Genomic DNA, 17,429 nt, shown 5'->3' with positions numbered 1-17,429 from the left:
CTCAATGGAGATAAACTATGGAATACCGTCTGTTAGGCCGGTCTGGCCTGAAAGTTTCAGTTCTGAGCCTCGGTACCATGACCTTTGGTGGTCAGGGGAAATTTGCCAAAACCGGGCAAACTGACGTTGAGGCCGCACAACGCCAGATAGGATTATGTCTTGATGCCGGGATTAATTTGTTCGATACCGCTGATGTCTATTCAGGCGGTGAATCGGAAGTGATCCTCGGTAAAGCGCTGGGCAGCAAACGTCACGAGGTGCTGGTCGCCAGTAAAGCCCGCTTCCCGATGGGGGATGGCCCGAATGACCGCGGCTCATCACGCCATCATATCCTGCGCGCCTGCGAAGCCAGCCTGAAGCGTCTTGGCACGGATTATCTGGATTTGTATCAGTTGCATGAATGGGACGGACTGACGCCGCTGGAAGAAACCCTGCGCGCGCTCGACGATCTGGTCAGCAGTGGCAAAGTGCGCTATGTCGGTGTCTCTAACTTCTCCGCCTGGCATGTAATGAAAACGCTCGGCGTGGCGGAGGCGAATCACTACATCCGTCCGGTCAGCCAGCAAATCCATTACACCCTGCAGGCGCGCGAAGCGGAATATGAGTTGCTGCCCGCCGCGCAGGATCAGGGGCTGGGCGTACTGGTGTGGAGTCCGCTGGCCGGCGGCCTGCTTTCCGGGAAATATCGCCGCAATCAGGCGGCACCGGAAGGCACCCGCCATCTGGCCGACTGGGGCGAACCGCCGGTGCGTGATGAAAGTGCGCTGTATGACGTCGTTGACGTGCTGGTGGACATCGCCGAAGCACGCGGCGTTTCTGCGGCGCAGATTGCGCTGGCCTGGCTGATTGCCCGTCCGCAGGTGACCTCGGTGATTGTCGGTGCGCGTAACGACACCCAGTTACAGGACAATCTGCTCGCCGCTGATGTGACCCTCAATAATCAAGAAATTGAACGACTTAATCAGGTCAGTCAGTTGCCTTTGTTGTATCCTTACTGGCATCAGGCGCAGACCGCACCGGATCGCTTGTCTGCGGCGGATTTATCGCTGATCGCGCCCTATCTGAAGAAGTAACTGCAACAAAATGATACGCACTGAGACCGGTTGACTATGGCCGGTCTCGTTGTTTTTGTGTTAATACTTAAAGAGTTTCTTTAGTGGGCCTTGTGCACACCTTGCTTAAAAACAGAGGAATACCGGGATGATTATTTTTGTTACCGGCGCAACTGCCGGATTTGGTGCTGAAATCGCACGTAAATTTGTTAAAGAAGGTCATAAAGTGATTGCCACCGGCCGCCGTAAAGAGCGTCTGGATGACCTGAAAGCCGAACTGGGAGACGCGCTTTACGCTGTTGAGCTGGACGTCACTAACCGGGCTTCTATTGAAGAAGCTATCGCCAGCCTGCCTGCTGACTGGCAGAACATCGACGTGCTGGTCAATAACGCCGGTCTGGCACTCGGTCTGGAAAAAGCGGATAAAGCCTCGCTGGAAGACTGGGATAAAATGATCGACACCAACACCAAAGGGCTGGTGTACATGACCCGCGCCGTGCTGCCGGGCATGGTTGAACGCAACACCGGCCATGTGATCAACATCGGTTCCACCGCAGGTAACTGGCCTTACGCAGGCGGCAATGTGTATGGCGCGACCAAAGCCTTTGTGCGTCAGTTCAGCCTGAACCTGCGCACCGACCTGCACGGCACCCACGTTCGCGTCACCAATATCGAACCGGGTCTGTGTGGCGGCACCGAATTCTCTAACGTGCGTTTCAAAGGCGACGATGAGAAAGTCAGTAAAACCTATGACAACACGAATCCGCTCACCGCAGCCGATGTGGCCGAATCGGTATTCTGGGCATCCACCCTGCCAGCGCACGTCAACATCAACAGCATCGAAATGATGCCGGTCAGCCAGTCTCTCGCCGGTTTGCAGGTCCATCGCGAAGGGTGATGTTGGTTCCTGATTTGAAAGAGAAAGCAGCTCCGGCTGCTTTTTTGTTATCTGCATTTTATCAATCAGTACCCGCAAAAAAAGGCGCGGCAACCCTGCCCGCGCCCTCTTTTCTAACGATGACTGACGTAACGGTTATGCGCTCAGCCAGCCCAGTTTGATCACGAACAGAACCGACAGCACGACCAGTGCCGAATTCAGCTCACGCCAGCGGCCGGTCAGCAGTTTTGCCAGCGTCCAGGTGATGAAACCAAATGCGATACCGTTGGCGATGGAGTACGTGAACGGCATGGTCAGCGCAGTCACGGTGACAGGCGCTGCCACGGTGATGTCTTTCCAGTCGATTTCCGCCAGGCCAGACGTCATCAGCACCGCGATGAACAGCAGCGCCGGTGCGGTGGCAAAGGCCGGAACGCTGCCTGCCAGCGGAGCGAAGAACAGGCTCAGCAGGAACAGAATCGCCACCACAATCGCCGTCAGACCGGTACGGCCACCGGCGCTCACGCCTGCCGCCGATTCGATGTAACTGGTGGTGGTTGAGGTGCCGAGCAGGGAACCGAACAACGCCGCCGCACTGTCAGCGACCAGCGCACGGCCCATTTTCGGGATATTGCCATCTTCGTCGGCCAGACCGGCGCGTTTAGTCACGCCAATCAGGGTACCGGAGTTGTCGAACACATCCACAAACAGGAACGCGAAGATCACGCTAATCAGCGAGACGTTGAATGCGCCTTTGATGTCCAGTTGCATAAAGGTCGGTGCAATGGATGGCGGCATCGACATCACGCCGCCAAACGGTGAGTAACCCAGCGCAATCGCCAGAATCGTCACGCCCAGCACGCCGATCAGTACCGCGCCTGTCACTTTGCGTGCTTCCAGCACCACAATCACAATGAAGCCCAGCATGGCAAACAGCGGACCCGGTTTGGTCAGATCGCCCAGCCCTACCAGCGTGGCCGGGTTAGCCACCACAATACCGGCGTTTTCCAGCGCAATCAGTGCGAGGAATAACCCGATACCGGCAGCAATCGCCGAACGCAGCGGCAGCGGAATACTGCGGATAATCCATTCGCGGATTTTAAAAATCGATAACGCGAAGAAAATACAGGCTGAGAGGAAAACGGCACCTAATGCGATCTGCCAGGTGTAACCCATATGCAGAACCACGGTGTAGGTGAAGAAGGCGTTTAACCCCATGCCCGGTGCCAGTGCGATCGGGTAGTTGGCGATAAAGCCCATCAGTGCGGAACCGATTGCGGCAGCAAGACACGTTGCCACAAAAACCGAGCCTTTATCCATCCCCGTCGCGCCCAAAATAGACGGGTTAACAAACAGAATGTAGGCCATTGCTAAAAATGTAGTGAGTCCGGCCACAATCTCAGTCCGCACGTTAGTACGGTGAGCTTTTAACTTAAATAGTTTTTCTAACATGAGAAGGAATCTCTTGGTCGCGTGATCACTTTCAGTCGGGTGATCAAAAATGCACGCTTGTTATTAGTGTTGTTTTTCAAAACACGCACGCGCGACAGCAGAACGAACGCCACAATTCGTCCGGCTATTTTTCCGGTGGAAAACAGTACGCGAGCTTAACCGTGTTTTGACGAACCCTGTCATTGCCCGTTTTGCCTGCAAAACAACCTGAGGTGATTGTTTTACAAAGGGGCATCGGACAATCTAGGAAAAATGAGTGATGCAGTCCATAATAGTTATCTCACTTATTCACTGCATAAATTAGTACACCCATGTCGCCATTCTCCCGTTTTTCGCAATATTTTACCGAAGTCGCCCGAACAGGAAGTTTGCGCAAAGCGGCAGAAGTGCTGCACGTCTCGGCGTCGGCCATAAACCGGCAGATCCTGCAGGCTGAACAAACGCTGGAAACCCCGCTGTTTGAACGCCTGCCCACGGGCCTGAAACTGACGTCGGCGGGCGAAATTTTATTCGATGACATCCGCCGCTGGCGGAAAGAATTTTCCCGCACCCGCGAACGTTTCGATGAAATTCAGGGGTTGCGGCGCGGGCATGTCACCATATCCATGATTGCCGCACTCAGCGAAGGCATGGTGGCGGAGCTGATTGCCGAAGTGGGCGCAGAACACCCTTACCTGACGTTTGATATCCGCATCGAAGACAGCCGCAATATCAGCGAACAGGTCAGTTCAGCGGAAGTGGATTTTGGATTGTTACTCGATCCAGTCGAACATACCGGGCTGGAAGTGCGCGCTTTTGCGGAACTCCCTATCGGGATTGCCATGCCAGTCGGGCATAAACTGTCGCAGCAGGAATCGCTGTCGTTCAGCGATATCGCCGCCTACCGCCAGATCATTCCCTCCGAACCGCTGATGGTCAATGCCCGCGCCAGGCTGCTGTATAACCGCTATCAGTTACTGGAAACGCCCTCAATTGTCTGCAATGACGTGCGCATGATGCGCGAACTTATCCGCAAAGGTGCCGGTGTCGGCGTACTGAGTTTGTTAGATGTATTGCCGGATTTACAGGAAAAGCGCCTGGCGTTTGTGCCACTACAGGGGCGCAGCGCCAAACCGCTGACGCTGGCGCTGTGTGTTGCCCCGCGCCGTCAGTTATCCCGCGCGGCACAGATTGTGATTCAGAGAGTGATCGTGCTGATGGAAAGATTGTCGCAATAAGCACGTTCAGGAGGTTTTCCAGCCAGAAATGATGATCAGCATCCCTGCCAGCGCCACGCATGCCCCCAGCCAGTCGGTGGTGCTGAGTTTCACGCCATCGACAAACCGCAGCCACAGCATGGCGGTCATGACATAAACCCCGCCGTAAGCCGCATACACCCTGCCGCTGGCCGCCGGATGCAGTGTCAGCAACCAGACGAATGCTGCCAGGCTGAGCGCCGCAGGCAATAACAGCAGCACACTTCCCCCTTTGCGCAGCCAGAGATAAGGTAAAAAGCAGCCGATAATTTCTGCCAGGGCGGTCGCAAAGAACAGTAAAGACGTTTTGAGCATAATGGGGCCAGGTTTACAGTCCGTAGTTCAATAAGATATCAACCAGTTTACAGGCAAAGGATGACGTCATTCAGCCGGATGTTATAATTCATGGATTCGCCTGAGCGATGTGTATATCAAAAAAAGGATGAGCTAATGAATACAACGTTTATAACCCGACTGACCCGCAGTGTGCTACCGGTGGTTTTGCTGGTCATGACCGCAGCATGGCAGGCGCCTGCACTCGCGGCCACCAATTGTGCGGGGGGAACCTGTGTCTTTGGCGGTACCGGCAATGATGCCATGACCAACGAAGAAGCCCGCCAGAGCAAAGAGCAATGGAATGAAACCCAGCGCCTGCGTGCCATGAAAAATCAGCGTAACGAGAAAGACTTCTCCAAATACGATAATTCAATTGATCTGCGCGACAAGTGTGAAGCCAGCCAGAACATCAATGCGTACTGGGAACCGAACACCGAGCGCTGCCTTGATCGCCGTACCGGCCGTCAGTTACTGGCTCCGTAAATCCTGTCTGCTAGACTCGTAAGTACACTGGTTTTCATAAAAGGAATGAATGATGAAAAAGACACTTATGGCAGGTCTTGCTGTCGTGATGTTCGCACCGCTACTGGCACAGGCTTCCTGTGAAAGCGTAAAAGCTGACATTACCCAGAAAATCGTGGCAAACGGTTTGCCTGAATCAGGGTTTAAACTGGATATCGTGCCAAATGACCAGGCCGATCAGGCGGGCGGGCAAGTCGTTGGTCATTGCGGTAATGACAGTCAGAAGATTGTTTATACCAAAACCGCTGACGCGGGTGATAATTCAGCGGCAAGTCCTAAGACCGGGACGAGCCAGGATTCTCAGTGATAATGCCTTTCTCCTCCCCCTGCGAAGGGGGAGGAGCAAATCAACATCCTCTAAGCCGATTCCCTCTCCACCAGCCCCGGCGGCACAATAATATTCTGCGCTTCCAGATTCTGCCCGCCAATCCTCAGCAACAAGCGCCTGGCCGTTGCATGGCCGATTTCCCGTGCGGAGTTCGCAATGGAGGTCAGCGGGGGTTCCGTCAGTTCCGATTCCGGGGCATCTTCCATGCCTATCAGGGCGATTTTTTGCTGGAAGAAACTGTCTACCGCCCCGCCGCCGACTTGTGCGCCGGTGCGCATGACGCCGAAATAGGCCCCCAGTGCGACAGAGGATTTATGGCAGACAATCGCGCTGATTTTCGGATAGCGGGATAATAAGGTTTCGGCAGCATCGGCGGCGCATTTTTGCTGATAGTCACATTCGATAATCCATTCCGTGCGAAATGGCAGACCGTATTGCAGCAGTGTGGCGCAGAAACCGCCGAGGCGTTCAGCACGGGTTAATGAATTGCTCAATCCGCCAAGATAGGCGATTTGTTTGTGACCCTGTTTGATCAGATATTCCGTGGCCATTTTCGCCGCGAGCATATTATCGGGACGGACAACGTCCACCCCTTCAATGCCGCCGGAGCGCGCGGCGCAAATCAACGGGACGCCATGTTCTTCGGCTTTTTCTCTCAGCCCGCCGAGGGTATTCACGCCACCGGCGATCACAATGCCGTCCACGCCGTGGGTCAGCAAGGTATCGAAACAGCGCATCAGCCCTTTACCGGACGGGCCACTTTGCAGCAGAAATAACACTTTGCCCTGCGCTTCAAACATCTCGCTGAGACCGGCGGTCATTTCGGCATAAAAGGGTTCGCAGATATCACGCACAATCAGCCCGACCACGCCGGACTCACCGCCGCGCAGCGTACTGGCCTGACGGTTACGCACAAAGCCCAGTTCATCCACGGCGCGGTTAACCCGTTCAGCCGTCGTCTGGGAAATACGCCCTTTTCCGCTGAGCACCAGCGAGACGGTGGTCACCGAAACACCGGCGTGCTGTGCCACATCAATAATGGTGATTTTTTTAGGGTTCATCAGAGGTTGTCGTTCGTATCAGACTGCATAAAACGGGATCCTTTCCCGCCCGCGGTATCCGCTCGTTGGAATACTTAGCGTGGTCAAACAGTTATACCTAATTTTCGACATTGAGTAAAACGTTTAACCTTGATTTAAGCCATGCAGGACAGGCATTGCTTAATATTGTGAGTTACAACACGTATTAATCAGGTAAAACGTTTTATCTTAGCCACCATCAAAAGCAGCTTAATAAAACAACTCAGGGAGCGGGTATGCCTGCAAATAAAAAACAACGTGTCACACTTTGGGAATTCTTCCAGAGCTTAGGGAAAACTTTCATGCTGCCGGTCGCCTTGCTGTCGTTCTGCGGCATCATGCTGGGCATCGGCAGTTCATTAAGCAGCCACGACGTCGTGACGCTGATCCCCACATTAGGTAATCCGGTTCTTCAGCTGATTTTCGTCTGGATGAGCAAAGTCGGATCGTTTGCCTTCAGCTTCCTGCCGGTGATGTTTGCTATCGCCATCCCGCTGGGTATGGCGCGTGAAAACAAAGGTGTGGCGGCGTTCTCCGGCTTCGTCGGTTTCGCCGTGCTGAATCTGGCGATTAACTTTTTCCTGACCGCCAACGGCACATTGCCGACCGTCGATCCGCTGGTGCTGAAAGCCAATAACATCCAGATGATCCTCGGTATCCAGTCCATCGACACCGGTATTCTGGGCGCGGTGATTGTCGGTATCATCGTGTACATTCTGCATGAGCGCTACAACACGATCCGTTTGCCGGATGCACTGGCCTTCTTCGGCGGTACCCGTTTCGTGCCGATTGTCACCACGGTGGTGCTCGGTCTGGTCGGTTTACTGATCCCCCTTATCTGGCCTTTCTTTGCTGCGGGCATTAACGGTCTGGGCCGTCTGATTCAGGGCGCTGGCGTGTTTGGCCCGATGATTTTCGGTTCCGGCGAGCGTCTGCTGTTACCTTTTGGTCTGCATCACATTCTGGTTGCACTGATCCGCTTCACCGAAGCTGGCGGTACGCTGGATGTCTGTGGTCGCGAAGTCAGCGGCGCGCTGACCATCTTCCAGGCGCAGCTTTCCTGCCCGACCACGCACGGTTTTTCTGAAAGCGCGACGCAGTTCCTTTCTCAGGGCAAAATGCCTGCCTTCCTCGGCGGCCTGCCGGGTGCGGCACTGGCGATGTACCACTGCGCGAAACCTGAAAACCGTCATAAAATTAAAGGCCTGCTGATTTCCGGCGTGGTTGCCTGTGTGGTTGGCGGCACCACTGAACCGATCGAATTCCTGTTCCTGTTTGTTGCGCCGGTTCTGTACGTGATCCACGCCATCCTGACCGGTTTGGGCTTCACCATGATGTCCGTGCTGGGTGTGATCATCGGCAATACTGATGGCAACATCATCGACTTCGTGGTCTTCGGTATCCTGCACGGCACTGCCACCAAGTGGTATCTGGTGCCGGTTGTGGCGGCTATCTGGTTCGCGGCTTACTACACCATCTTCCGCTTCTCCATCACGCGCTTTAACATTAAAACGCCGGGCCGTGAATCTGAGAACATGCCTGCCGCCGCTGCGGTGCCGTCTTCCAGTAAATCTGGCTACAACGTTCCGGTTATTCTGAGCGCACTGGGCGGTGCCGGTAATATTGTTTCACTGGATAACTGCATCACCCGCCTGCGTCTTTCCGTGGCAGATATGTCGCTGGTTGACGATGCCACGCTGAAAGCCAACCGCGCCATCGGTGTTGTGCATCTTAACGAACACAACCTGCAGGTGGTGATTGGTCCGCAGGTGCAATCAGTGAAAGATGAACTTGATTACCTGATCCGCACCGCGGCGAGTCAGCCCGCGCCGGAACCGGCTATCGCGTAATATGATTAACAGGGCGACTCCGGTCGCCCTTTTCTGCTTTATTCAGGGAGTGAAAAGAATGACTTTTGATTTCTCCACCGTTACCGACCGTCACGGCACCTGGTGCACACAATGGGATTATGTCGCTGACCGTTTCGGCAGTGCAGACTTACTGCCATTTACCATCTCCGACATGGATTTCCCCGCCGCGCCGTGCATTCTCGATGCGCTGCAAAAACGTCTGCAACACGGCGTGCTCGGTTACAGCCGCTGGCATCACGATGATTTCCTCGGCGCGGTGGCGCACTGGTATCAGCAGCGTTTTAACAGCCAGATTGACCGCGACATGGTGGTGTACGGTCCGTCAGTGATTTACATGGTTGCGCAACTGATCCGCCAGTGGAGCCAGCCGGGCGACGGCGTGGTAACTTTTACCCCGGCCTACGACGCGTTTTTCAAGGTGGTGAATGGCAATCAGCGCAACGTGCTGGCCTGCCCGCTGATAAAAATGGGCAATGACTGGTCAATAAATGCAGAGCATCTGGAAAGCCTGCTGGCACAACCGGCCTGCTCGGTACTGTTGCTGTGCAGTCCGCACAATCCCACCGGTAAAGTCTGGACGCACGAAGAACTGACGCTCATCGCTGAACTTTGTGAACGCCACAACGTGCGGGTGATCAGCGATGAAATCCACATGGATATGGTCTGGGGCGGTCACCGCCACACGCCGTGGAATGAAGTGGCAGGCGGCGAATGGGCATTACTGACCTCCGGTTCGAAAAGCTTCAACATTCCGGCGCTGACCGGGGCTTACGGGTTGATCAGCCATCAGGCCCCGCGCGATGCGTATCTGCATCAGCTGAAAGCCTGTGACGGCTTATCCTCCCCGGCGGTACTGGCCGTTCATGCGCATGTTGCCGCCTATCACCACGGCGAACCCTGGCTGGATGCGCTGCGCGACTATTTGCAGGGCAATCTCCGTTACGTCGCAGACCAGCTGAATGCCGCTTTCCCGCAACTGAACTGGCAGCCGCCACAATCCACCTATCTGGCCTGGATTGATTTGCGCCCGCTCGGACTTGATGATAATCAACTGCAAAAAGCGCTGATCGAACATCAAAAAGTCGCCATCATGCCGGGTTATGCCTACGGCGAAGAAGGCAACGGCTTCCTGCGCCTGAACGTCGGCTGCCCGAGATCGAAAGTTGAAGCAGGTGTTGAAAAATTAATCAATGGCATTAGAGAGTTGGTCTAAGCTTCTCCCCCTGCGAAGAGGGAGGCTGGGAGGGGGTTTTAAGGGCAAACACCTGGTCGATTCACACTTCAACCTCCTGATATTTCTTTAATACCCCACCCCAACCCTCCCCTTCGCAGGGGAGGGAGCAAATTCAAAACCCTTCTTGTTGCGCAACTAAATACAGTTATAATGCCCCGCACATTTCAATAATAATGAGTGCACACCATGATCGACACACGCCTTCCCCTGACCGACATTCACCGCCACCTTGATGGCAACATCCGCGCTCAGACTATTCTCGATTTAGGCCGTCAGTTTAACCTGACCTTGCCTGCCAGTGAACTTGAAGCCCTGCGCCCGCATGTGCAGGTGATGCATACCGAGCCGGATCTGGTGAGTTTTCTGCAGAAACTCGACTGGGGCGTTAAGGTGCTGGGTGACCTGGATGCCTGCCGCCGAATCGCCAAAGAAAACGTTGAAGATGCGGCACGTGCCGGTCTGCATTACACCGAACTGCGTTTCTCGCCGTATTACATGGCGATGAACCACAAACTGCCGGTCGCAGGCGTGGTGGAAGCGGTCATTGAAGGGATCCGCGAAGGTCAGCAGCAGCATGATATTGATGTGCGTCTGATCGGTATTCTGAGCCGTACCTTTGGTGAAGATGCCTGTCTGCAAGAGCTGGAAGGTTTGCTGGCGCACAGAGACGGCATTACCGCGCTGGATCTGGCCGGTGATGAGCTGGGTTTCCCCGGCAGTCTGTTCCTCAGCCACTTTAACCGCGCGCGGGACGCAGGCTGGCGCATAACCGTGCATGCCGGTGAAGCCGCCGGTCCGGAAAGCATCTGGCAGGCGATCCGCGAGCTGGGCGCAGAGCGTATCGGCCATGGCGTGAAAGCCGCACAAGATCCGCAACTGATGGATTTCCTGGCGAAGCATCAGATTGGTATCGAATCCTGCCTGACCTCCAACATTCAGACCAGCACCGTCGCGTCTTTTGAGCAGCATCCGCTGGCGATTTTCCTGCGCCACGGCGTGCTGGCATCTATCAATACCGATGACCCGGCGGTACAGGGCATAGAGATCGCCCACGAATATAACGTCGCCGCACCGGCTGCCGGGCTGACGCAGAACGAAATCCGCCAGGCGCAGGAAAATGGCCTGACGATGGCGTTCCTGTCAGACGCTGAAAAGCAGTCCATTCGCGACAAAGTAGCGGTATAACGCTTTCGCTGGCATAAAAAGGGCGGGATATAATCCCGCCCTTTTGTTTTTTATTCAGCCTGTTAAACCGGCTTCACTTCTTCTTTCTTCACCAGCTCGGCGGCTTCTTCACGCGCCACCCGTCTGGCATAACGCGAGGCCAGTACGGCACAGACCATCAGCTGGATCTGATGGAAAATCATCAGTGGCAACACCATCGCGCCGACGGCAGCCGCCGGAAACAGTACGTTCGCCATCGGGATACCGTTCGCCAGACTTTTCTTCGACCCGCAGAACACAATGGTGATTTCATCTTTGGTGTTAAAGCCAAACAGACGCGCCACGCAGGTGTTGATGATCAGCACAATGGTGAGGAGAACAACAGAACAACCGAGGATTGCCAGCAGCGACCAGCCGTTGATCTGATGCCAGATCCCCTGCACCACCGCCTCGCTGAACGCGACATATACCACCAGCAGAATCGATGAACGATCCGTGACGTTAACGATTTTCTTGTGCCGCTGAACCCATGCGCCGATCAGCGGACGGCAAAGATGCCCGATGATAAACGGCACCATCAGTTGCAGTACGATAGAACCGATGGCGTGCAGGGTGTCACTGGTGCCGCCCTGTGTGTGCATCAGCAAGCCGACCAGCACCGGCGAGAGAAACACGCCAAGAATGCTGGAAGCCGACGCGCTGCAAATGGCCGCCGGAATGTTACCGCCCGCCACCGAGGTATAAGCGATCGCCGACTGCACGGTCGCAGGCAGTGCACAGAGATACAGGAAACCGTAGTACAACGTCGGCGTCAGAATGCCCACCGGCACCAGCCATTTCATGCCCAGGCCGAGCAGCGGGAACAACGCAAAAGTGCTGAGGAACACCACAACATGCAGACGCCAGTGGCTGATACCCGCCATGATCGCTTCACGGGAAAGCTTCGCACCGTGCATAAAGAACAGCAGCGCGATAGCGGCCGTGGTCAGATAGCCGAAGAAGATTTTATAAATCCCCTCACACGGGAAAAATGACGCAATCACGACGACACAGACCAGGATCAGCAAAAACTTGTCGATTTTCAGACGTTGTAACCAGGACATGAACCTTCCTTGCAAAGTGAATAACAAACGAAAAATAGAAGTGTCACCCATGTGACACTTCAGAAACCCGGACGACGTATTAGTTCTTAATGACTTTCAGGGTCGCCTGTTGTTCTGAGGACTTCATCCCCAGTTCGAGCATTTCCATCACACGGATAGCATCAGCGGCCGGTACCGGATTGTCGCCCTGTCCGTTAATGGCATCACGTACACCGGCGTAATAAGCCGGGTAATCGCCCGGAATGGTCAGCAGTGACTTCTCGGCCAGCACGCCGTCATGGCTCAGCGTAATCACACCGTCGCGCTTGTCGAAACCCCAGTCCGGCTGTGGCAGACGTTCACCGGCTTTCAAACGATCTTCCTGCGGATCCAGCCCGAATTTCACGTAGCTGCCCTTTTCGCCCTGCACAATAAAGCGCGCCGTTTCGGCAACCGCATACACCGTGCTGTGCAACACCACCCGACGACGCGGATAGGTCAGCACCGCGTTGAAATAATCCACCGCTTTGCCGCCCGGACGCAGCACCGCCAGATCTGCCTGCAACGCATCCGGCGTGCCGAACAATTGCAGTGCCTGATCCAGCAGATGCGAACCCAAATCGAACCAGATGCCGCTGCCCGGCGCATCGCTTTCACGCCAGCGCTGCTGCACCTGCGGTTTGTAACGGTCGTAGTGGGATTCGAAATAGACAATATCCCCGAGCGCGCCTTCTTCAATCAGCGTTTTAACCGTGAGGAAATCCGAGTCCCAGCGACGGTTATGGAACACAGACAGGACTTTGCCTTTTTCGCGCGCCAGGGCGTCAAGTTCGCGGGCTTCATCGAGTGTTACGGTAAAGGGTTTATCCACGATAACGTGTTTACCCGCTTCCAGCGCCAGCTTCGCCAGCGGGAAATGGGTGGTGTTCGGAGTCGGGATCACCACCAGATCAATCGATGCATCGGCAAACAGCTTTTCCGGCGAATCAACCACCTCCACATCAGGCCAGTCCGCATGGACTTTGCCCGCATCGCTGCTGGACACCACCGCCAGCTCGAGGCCTGGCGTGCCGTCAATCAGGGGTGAATGAAAAGTTTTACTGGCGAAGCCGTAGCCGACAAGGCCTGTGCGCAGGGTCTGGGTCATATGATTTCCTTTATTTTACGGCCTTAGCCGCAGGACGCTAATCCTCTGATTTGACACCAGCCACGCAGGATGAACAAGTGAAAATTTGCCCCCGGCTTTTGCTCACCCCTGCGAAGGTTGCATGAGGTTAATATCCGGCAACGTCTCAAGCATCATCCCCCTTCTCCACATCTGCTCTGCCGCTGCCACCGAAATCACCCGCGTCGCCAGCGAGACGAATTTTTCTTTCAGTTGCTCATCAGACACCGGATTCCCCGGTGCGCCAAGGGCGACGTCAACCCGCACGGTTTGCGATGCGCCTGAACGGGTGATCAGCGTGACATCCGGCTCGCCGTCGGCACTCAGGGTGTCGTCTTCATGCAAATCAATCCGGCGGATCATCGCCAGCAATCCCGGATCCTGACGTTTATCTGCGTCATATGCCGCCAGCCCTGCGTGTCCGAAAACCACGCGGGCGGCAATGGCGTAACGGATACTCATCTGCGCGGCGGCCAGCGTGGCGATTTCGTTGTCGCCACACATGCCGCTGAGGAACGGGCACAGGCGCACGACGATTTTTTCGATATCCCCCGCGCTGGCATTCAGCCTTTCCAGCAAAATGCCGGTAGCGTCAATGGCTGAATGCGTACCACGACAGGAGGCGTAAGGCTTGATGGAACAACGTTCCAGCTTCCAGATTTCACCCAGTTTCGCTGTCAGCGCTTCCGGCGTCGCACTGGCAGGCGCCAGCGTGGAAAGAAATCCGCCCCATTTATCCCCGAATAACTGCGACGGGCCGCTGATGCCCTGCCTGGCACTCAGCGCAGCCAGCACACCGCCTTCGGCAGCACGTCCGGCGTGCAGTTTTTTACTCTGCGAACCGTCGTGGATAAACGCCCACAATCCGCCGCTGAAACTGCCGGAAATGCCTAACGCCGCGCTGATTTGTCCTGCGTTCAGCCCCATTAATTTTCCGGCCGCCGCCGCGGCACCAAACACACCGCAGGTAGAAGTCGAATGCCAGCCCGCGCCGTTGTGGGGTGAATATCCGCCACAGGCTTCCAGCACGCGGCGCGCCACGTCATAGCCGATCACGACCGCAGTGATAAACGCTTTTCCGCTGACCGGCTGCGGGCATAACGGCAAGACCGCCAGCAAGGCCGGAATCACCACTGCGCCGGAATGGTCGCAGCCGCCGGTGTCATCAAGTTCCAGCGCATGCGCCGCCACGCCGTTAAGCAGTGCAGCGTTGCGCGGCGACGTCAGTTCGCGATAGCCCCAGACCGGCGAAAGCGGGAATGCGCCTTCGCCGAGGATCATCGCCGCCACCTCTTTTGCGACGTCGCTGGTGGAACCCACCAGCCCCGCGCCGAGCGTGTCGAGGATATGCCGTTTGGTGCGTTCAACAAGCCGTGACGGCAAATCCTCAAAGCGGGTATTCACCACGAATTCCGCCAGCATCTGTTGTTGTGAAATATTACTCATGGCTGACTCCCGGCGTGGTGTGTTGCATCCAGATTTGCGCCGGATGCGACGCCTCGTTTTGTGGCTGATTCTGCGACCACCAGTCGGCGACTTCCCCGGCCGTCGCCACCCAGACGTCCGGGTGCGAGGTGATGTGATCCAGCAGTTCCGCCAGCATGCCAATCCGCCCCGCCGTGCCGATCACTTCCGGGTGCAGACGCAGCACATAGCACAAACCAAAGCGGTGGAAACCGTCAAAATCCATCTTCATATTGCCAAGGGTGTGACGGTAAGAGGCAATCCGCGACTGCGCCGGAGGCACCGCCGGGCTGAGGTTGAAGGCAAAATACGGCTCGTCTTCCATTTCATAATGCAGCGGCAGTTCCACCAGTCGCGACGCCAGACCGTTCTGCATCGGCTGGAAATACGGTAAATCGTCACCGCGCCAGCCGGATGTCCAGCTGAACCCTTCATCCGCCAGCACATCCGCAAAACCCGGTGCCCAGTTACCGGCGGGCAAACGAAAGCCGCGCGGCACTTTGCCCGTCAGCGCTTTCAGCGCGGCGCTACCCCGTTGCAGACTGTCAGTTTGCTGAGGCAATGACAGGCCGTCAAAATGCACAAATTCATAGCCACAGGTCGCCATTTCGTGACCGGCGCGGTCTATATCACGGATCTTCTGCGGATTCTCATCCGCCACAATGCCCGGCACACACCACGAGCTGCGCAGCTTTTTCTCCTCCAGCAAAGCCAGCAGCCTGTCGATGCCGCGCAGCGTGCCATAACGCCAGACGGACAGCGTTTTTTCGCGTCCGGCCACCGCAGGCACCTGGCTGAGAATGCCGTGAATATCATTGAAATCAACAGTAATCACCACGGCGGAGCGGTAACCTGCCGGCCAGTTCTGTTCAGTCATTGGCATGCTCCTGCATCCACCAGTGCGCGACTTCCCGGCAACGCGCAAACCACACGTCATCCCGCGCTTTCAGGTGCGCAAAAAAGAGGTCAAGTAACATAATGCGTCCGGGTTTTCCGCTGATTTTTGGATGGAACAACGTGGTCAGACTCAGCCCTTCATTCATTGCGCCGTCGAATTCACGGCACCAGTTATCCAGCGTCAGTTCATAGCTGGCGGTGCGGTCTAACCCTGAGGGGAAATTCGGCTCGCGGGTATAGGCAATAGAGGCATAATCGTCCATCTCCCAGCGGCCGGGGATTTCCACCAGCGGGCGATCATGACCGGGAACGCTGATGAGATAAGGCCGGTCATCGCCGCGCATGCTGCTGGAATAGGTCACGCCCGCTTCCAGTAACATGGCGGGTGTTTCCGCGTGCCAGTCACCGGAAGGCGTGCGAAAACCCTCAGCACGGATGCCCAGAAACTGCCAGAAAATGTCGCGGGATTTCTGCATCACCCACAACTGTTCCTCCGCGCTGATGGCGTAAAAAGACTCATGACGATAACCGTGATACGCCACTTCATGGCCGCGTCCGACAATCGCCTGACACTGTTTGGGCCAGTTCTCCACGACCCAGGCGGGGATAAAAAATGTCGCCGGAAGCTGGTGATCGTCGAGCAAATCAAGAATACGCTCCAGCGCGCGGTAAGGGCCGTACGCGCCGAAGGTAAAGTAATCCGCTTTCTGCCAGATTGTGCCGTTAAGCATCGCATCGCCGGTCGGACCATCGAGGTCAAAGGCCAGCGCCATGCAGCCGCGTTTGTTTTGCGGCCATAAACTGGCCGCCTGTTGTGAAATCGTCATGAGTCAGTCCGTCACCTGAGGTTATTTGCCTTTGTTGATGGTCACTTCCTGGATTGCGCCATCCTGCAAACCCCATTTAGTGAGGATTTTCAGATAGGTACCGTCGGCGATCATGTCTGTCAGCGCACCTTTTACCGCGTCAATCAGCGGCTGATCGTCTTTGCTGATCCCCATGCCGGTCACCTGATAGGCAAACGCTTTGCCCAGCGGTTTATAGGTGTCTTTCTCCAGATTCATGATGTACGGCAGGGTTTCGCTGCCCTGCACCACCCCTTCAATGCGCCCCTGACGCAACTGGGTGCGCGCATCCGCCGTGCCTTCCGCGCCAATCACCACGATGGCGGGCTTACCTGCCGGAACGCAGTTGGCTTCACTCCAGGCAGCGATTTCAGCCGGGAATGTAGTACGGCGGCTGGTGCCGACTTTCTTACCGCACAAATCCAGCATGGTATTGATTTCTTTGTGGGCTACGGTGGTATAGAACTGCGGTCCGCTGTTGTAATAATCGACAAACGTGGCGATGTCCTGACGCGGTTTGGTGTCGGTCATGCCGGATAAAATCATATCGACACGATGGGTGGCGACGGCGTTAACCATCTGTTCGAAGCCGATCTCCTGCCAGCTGATTTTGCGGTTCAGGCGTTTGCCGAGTTCCATGCCCAGATCGTAATCCATACCGGTCAGATTACCGGTAGCAGGATCTTTGAATTCCAGCGGCGGATAGTTCGGCATCATCGCCACTTTAATTTCGTCTTTTTGCTTCAGCTCCGCCGCACTGGCGACAGAAACAGCGCCGTTCAGCAGCACGCCAGCGGTAATAAGGGACAACAATGTTTTTTTCATG

17 protein-coding genes are annotated in these 17,429 nt (G+C 55.8%); 8 read left to right on the top strand and 9 right to left on the bottom strand.

Annotated features, from left to right (window positions below; all coding sequences use genetic code 11):
* Window positions 1–17 precede the first annotated feature (17 nt).
* Entirely contained in the window at window positions 18–1,073 is a 1,056-nt protein-coding gene (locus RAHAQ2_RS11130; protein ID WP_015697323.1) for an aldo/keto reductase, read from the top strand.
* 127 nt (window positions 1,074–1,200) lie between these two features.
* Window positions 1,201–1,950, top strand: coding sequence for a bifunctional NADP-dependent 3-hydroxy acid dehydrogenase/3-hydroxypropionate dehydrogenase YdfG (gene ydfG / locus RAHAQ2_RS11125; protein WP_015697322.1), 750 nt, complete (start codon window positions 1,201–1,203; stop codon window positions 1,948–1,950).
* Between the two features lie 135 nt (window positions 1,951–2,085).
* On the opposite strand, the gene RAHAQ2_RS11120 is transcribed toward ydfG, so the two are convergent.
* On the bottom strand, window positions 2,086–3,381 hold the full coding sequence (locus tag RAHAQ2_RS11120) for an NCS2 family permease (RefSeq protein ID WP_015697320.1): 1,296 nt from the start codon (window positions 3,379–3,381) through the stop codon (window positions 2,086–2,088).
* 311 nt (window positions 3,382–3,692) lie between these two features.
* Here RAHAQ2_RS11120 and RAHAQ2_RS11115 point away from each other — a divergent pair, with 311 nt between their 5' ends.
* Window positions 3,693–4,598 carry a LysR family transcriptional regulator gene (locus tag RAHAQ2_RS11115; protein WP_015697319.1) on the top strand — a complete coding sequence of 302 codons (906 nt, stop codon included), beginning with the start codon at window positions 3,693–3,695 and terminating at the stop codon, window positions 4,596–4,598.
* 6 nt (window positions 4,599–4,604) lie between these two features.
* Here the strand turns inward: RAHAQ2_RS11115 and RAHAQ2_RS11110 are convergent, their stop codons facing one another.
* Entirely contained in the window at window positions 4,605–4,931 is a 327-nt protein-coding gene (locus tag RAHAQ2_RS11110; protein ID WP_015697318.1) for a YnfA family protein, read from the bottom strand.
* A 135-nt stretch (window positions 4,932–5,066) separates the two neighbouring features.
* On the opposite strand from RAHAQ2_RS11110, the gene RAHAQ2_RS11105 reads away from it, so the two are divergent.
* Both RAHAQ2_RS11105 and RAHAQ2_RS11100 read left to right on the top strand, forming a co-directional pair.
* Window positions 5,067–5,435: a DUF1283 family protein gene (locus RAHAQ2_RS11105; protein WP_015697317.1), complete on the top strand. Its 369-nt coding sequence runs from the start codon at window positions 5,067–5,069 to the stop codon at window positions 5,433–5,435.
* 52 nt (window positions 5,436–5,487) lie between these two features.
* Window positions 5,488–5,781: a DUF1161 domain-containing protein gene (locus tag RAHAQ2_RS11100; RefSeq protein ID WP_015697316.1), complete on the top strand. Its 294-nt coding sequence runs from the start codon at window positions 5,488–5,490 to the stop codon at window positions 5,779–5,781.
* Window positions 5,782–5,831: 50 nt separating this feature from the next.
* Here the strand turns inward: RAHAQ2_RS11100 and malI are convergent, their stop codons facing one another.
* Complete coding sequence (gene malI / locus RAHAQ2_RS11095) at window positions 5,832–6,863, bottom strand: Mal regulon transcriptional regulator MalI (protein WP_015697315.1); 1,032 nt, start codon at window positions 6,861–6,863, stop codon at window positions 5,832–5,834.
* A gap of 254 nt (window positions 6,864–7,117) precedes the next feature.
* Between malI and malX the strand changes: the two genes are divergently transcribed.
* From malX to add, 3 genes are all read left to right on the top strand, one after another.
* On the top strand, window positions 7,118–8,731 hold the full coding sequence (gene malX / locus RAHAQ2_RS11090; RefSeq protein WP_015697314.1) for a maltose/glucose-specific PTS transporter subunit IIBC: 1,614 nt from the start codon (window positions 7,118–7,120) through the stop codon (window positions 8,729–8,731).
* 58 nt (window positions 8,732–8,789) lie between these two features.
* The gene (locus RAHAQ2_RS11085; RefSeq protein ID WP_015697313.1) at window positions 8,790–9,965 is read left to right on the top strand and encodes a MalY/PatB family protein; all 1,176 of its coding nucleotides are present in this window, start codon (window positions 8,790–8,792) and stop codon (window positions 9,963–9,965) included.
* 207 nt (window positions 9,966–10,172) lie between these two features.
* Window positions 10,173–11,171: an adenosine deaminase gene (gene add, locus RAHAQ2_RS11080; RefSeq protein ID WP_015697312.1), complete on the top strand. Its 999-nt coding sequence runs from the start codon at window positions 10,173–10,175 to the stop codon at window positions 11,169–11,171.
* Window positions 11,172–11,233: 62 nt separating this feature from the next.
* Here add and RAHAQ2_RS11075 read toward each other — a convergent pair whose 3' ends face one another.
* From RAHAQ2_RS11075 to RAHAQ2_RS11050, 6 genes are all read right to left on the bottom strand, one after another.
* Window positions 11,234–12,253, bottom strand: coding sequence for a bile acid:sodium symporter family protein (locus RAHAQ2_RS11075; protein ID WP_015697311.1), 1,020 nt, complete (start codon window positions 12,251–12,253; stop codon window positions 11,234–11,236).
* Window positions 12,254–12,332: 79 nt separating this feature from the next.
* Complete coding sequence (locus RAHAQ2_RS11070; RefSeq protein WP_015697310.1) at window positions 12,333–13,379, bottom strand: oxidoreductase; 1,047 nt, start codon at window positions 13,377–13,379, stop codon at window positions 12,333–12,335.
* A 102-nt stretch (window positions 13,380–13,481) separates the two neighbouring features.
* Window positions 13,482–14,843 carry an MmgE/PrpD family protein gene (locus RAHAQ2_RS11065; protein ID WP_015697309.1) on the bottom strand — a complete coding sequence of 454 codons (1,362 nt, stop codon included), beginning with the start codon at window positions 14,841–14,843 and terminating at the stop codon, window positions 13,482–13,484.
* Window positions 14,836–15,738, bottom strand: a complete 903-nt coding sequence (locus RAHAQ2_RS11060; protein ID WP_015697308.1) for a polysaccharide deacetylase family protein — start codon at window positions 15,736–15,738, stop codon at window positions 14,836–14,838. The genes RAHAQ2_RS11065 and RAHAQ2_RS11060 overlap by 8 nt, the downstream gene beginning before the upstream one ends.
* Window positions 15,731–16,585 carry a polysaccharide deacetylase family protein gene (locus tag RAHAQ2_RS11055; protein ID WP_015697307.1) on the bottom strand — a complete coding sequence of 285 codons (855 nt, stop codon included), beginning with the start codon at window positions 16,583–16,585 and terminating at the stop codon, window positions 15,731–15,733. The genes RAHAQ2_RS11060 and RAHAQ2_RS11055 overlap by 8 nt, the downstream gene beginning before the upstream one ends.
* Before the next feature lie 21 nt (window positions 16,586–16,606).
* Window positions 16,607–17,428: an ABC transporter substrate-binding protein gene (locus RAHAQ2_RS11050; protein WP_013575490.1), complete on the bottom strand. Its 822-nt coding sequence runs from the start codon at window positions 17,426–17,428 to the stop codon at window positions 16,607–16,609.
* Window position 17,429 lies beyond the last annotated feature (1 nt).

It is taken from the genome of Rahnella aquatilis CIP 78.65 = ATCC 33071, from assembly GCF_000241955.1.
GTDB classification, from domain to species: Bacteria; Pseudomonadota; Gammaproteobacteria; order Enterobacterales; family Enterobacteriaceae; genus Rahnella; species Rahnella aquatilis.
The sequence above is the reverse complement of the archived record's forward strand: the minus strand, read 5'-3'. Positions and strand labels throughout refer to the sequence as shown.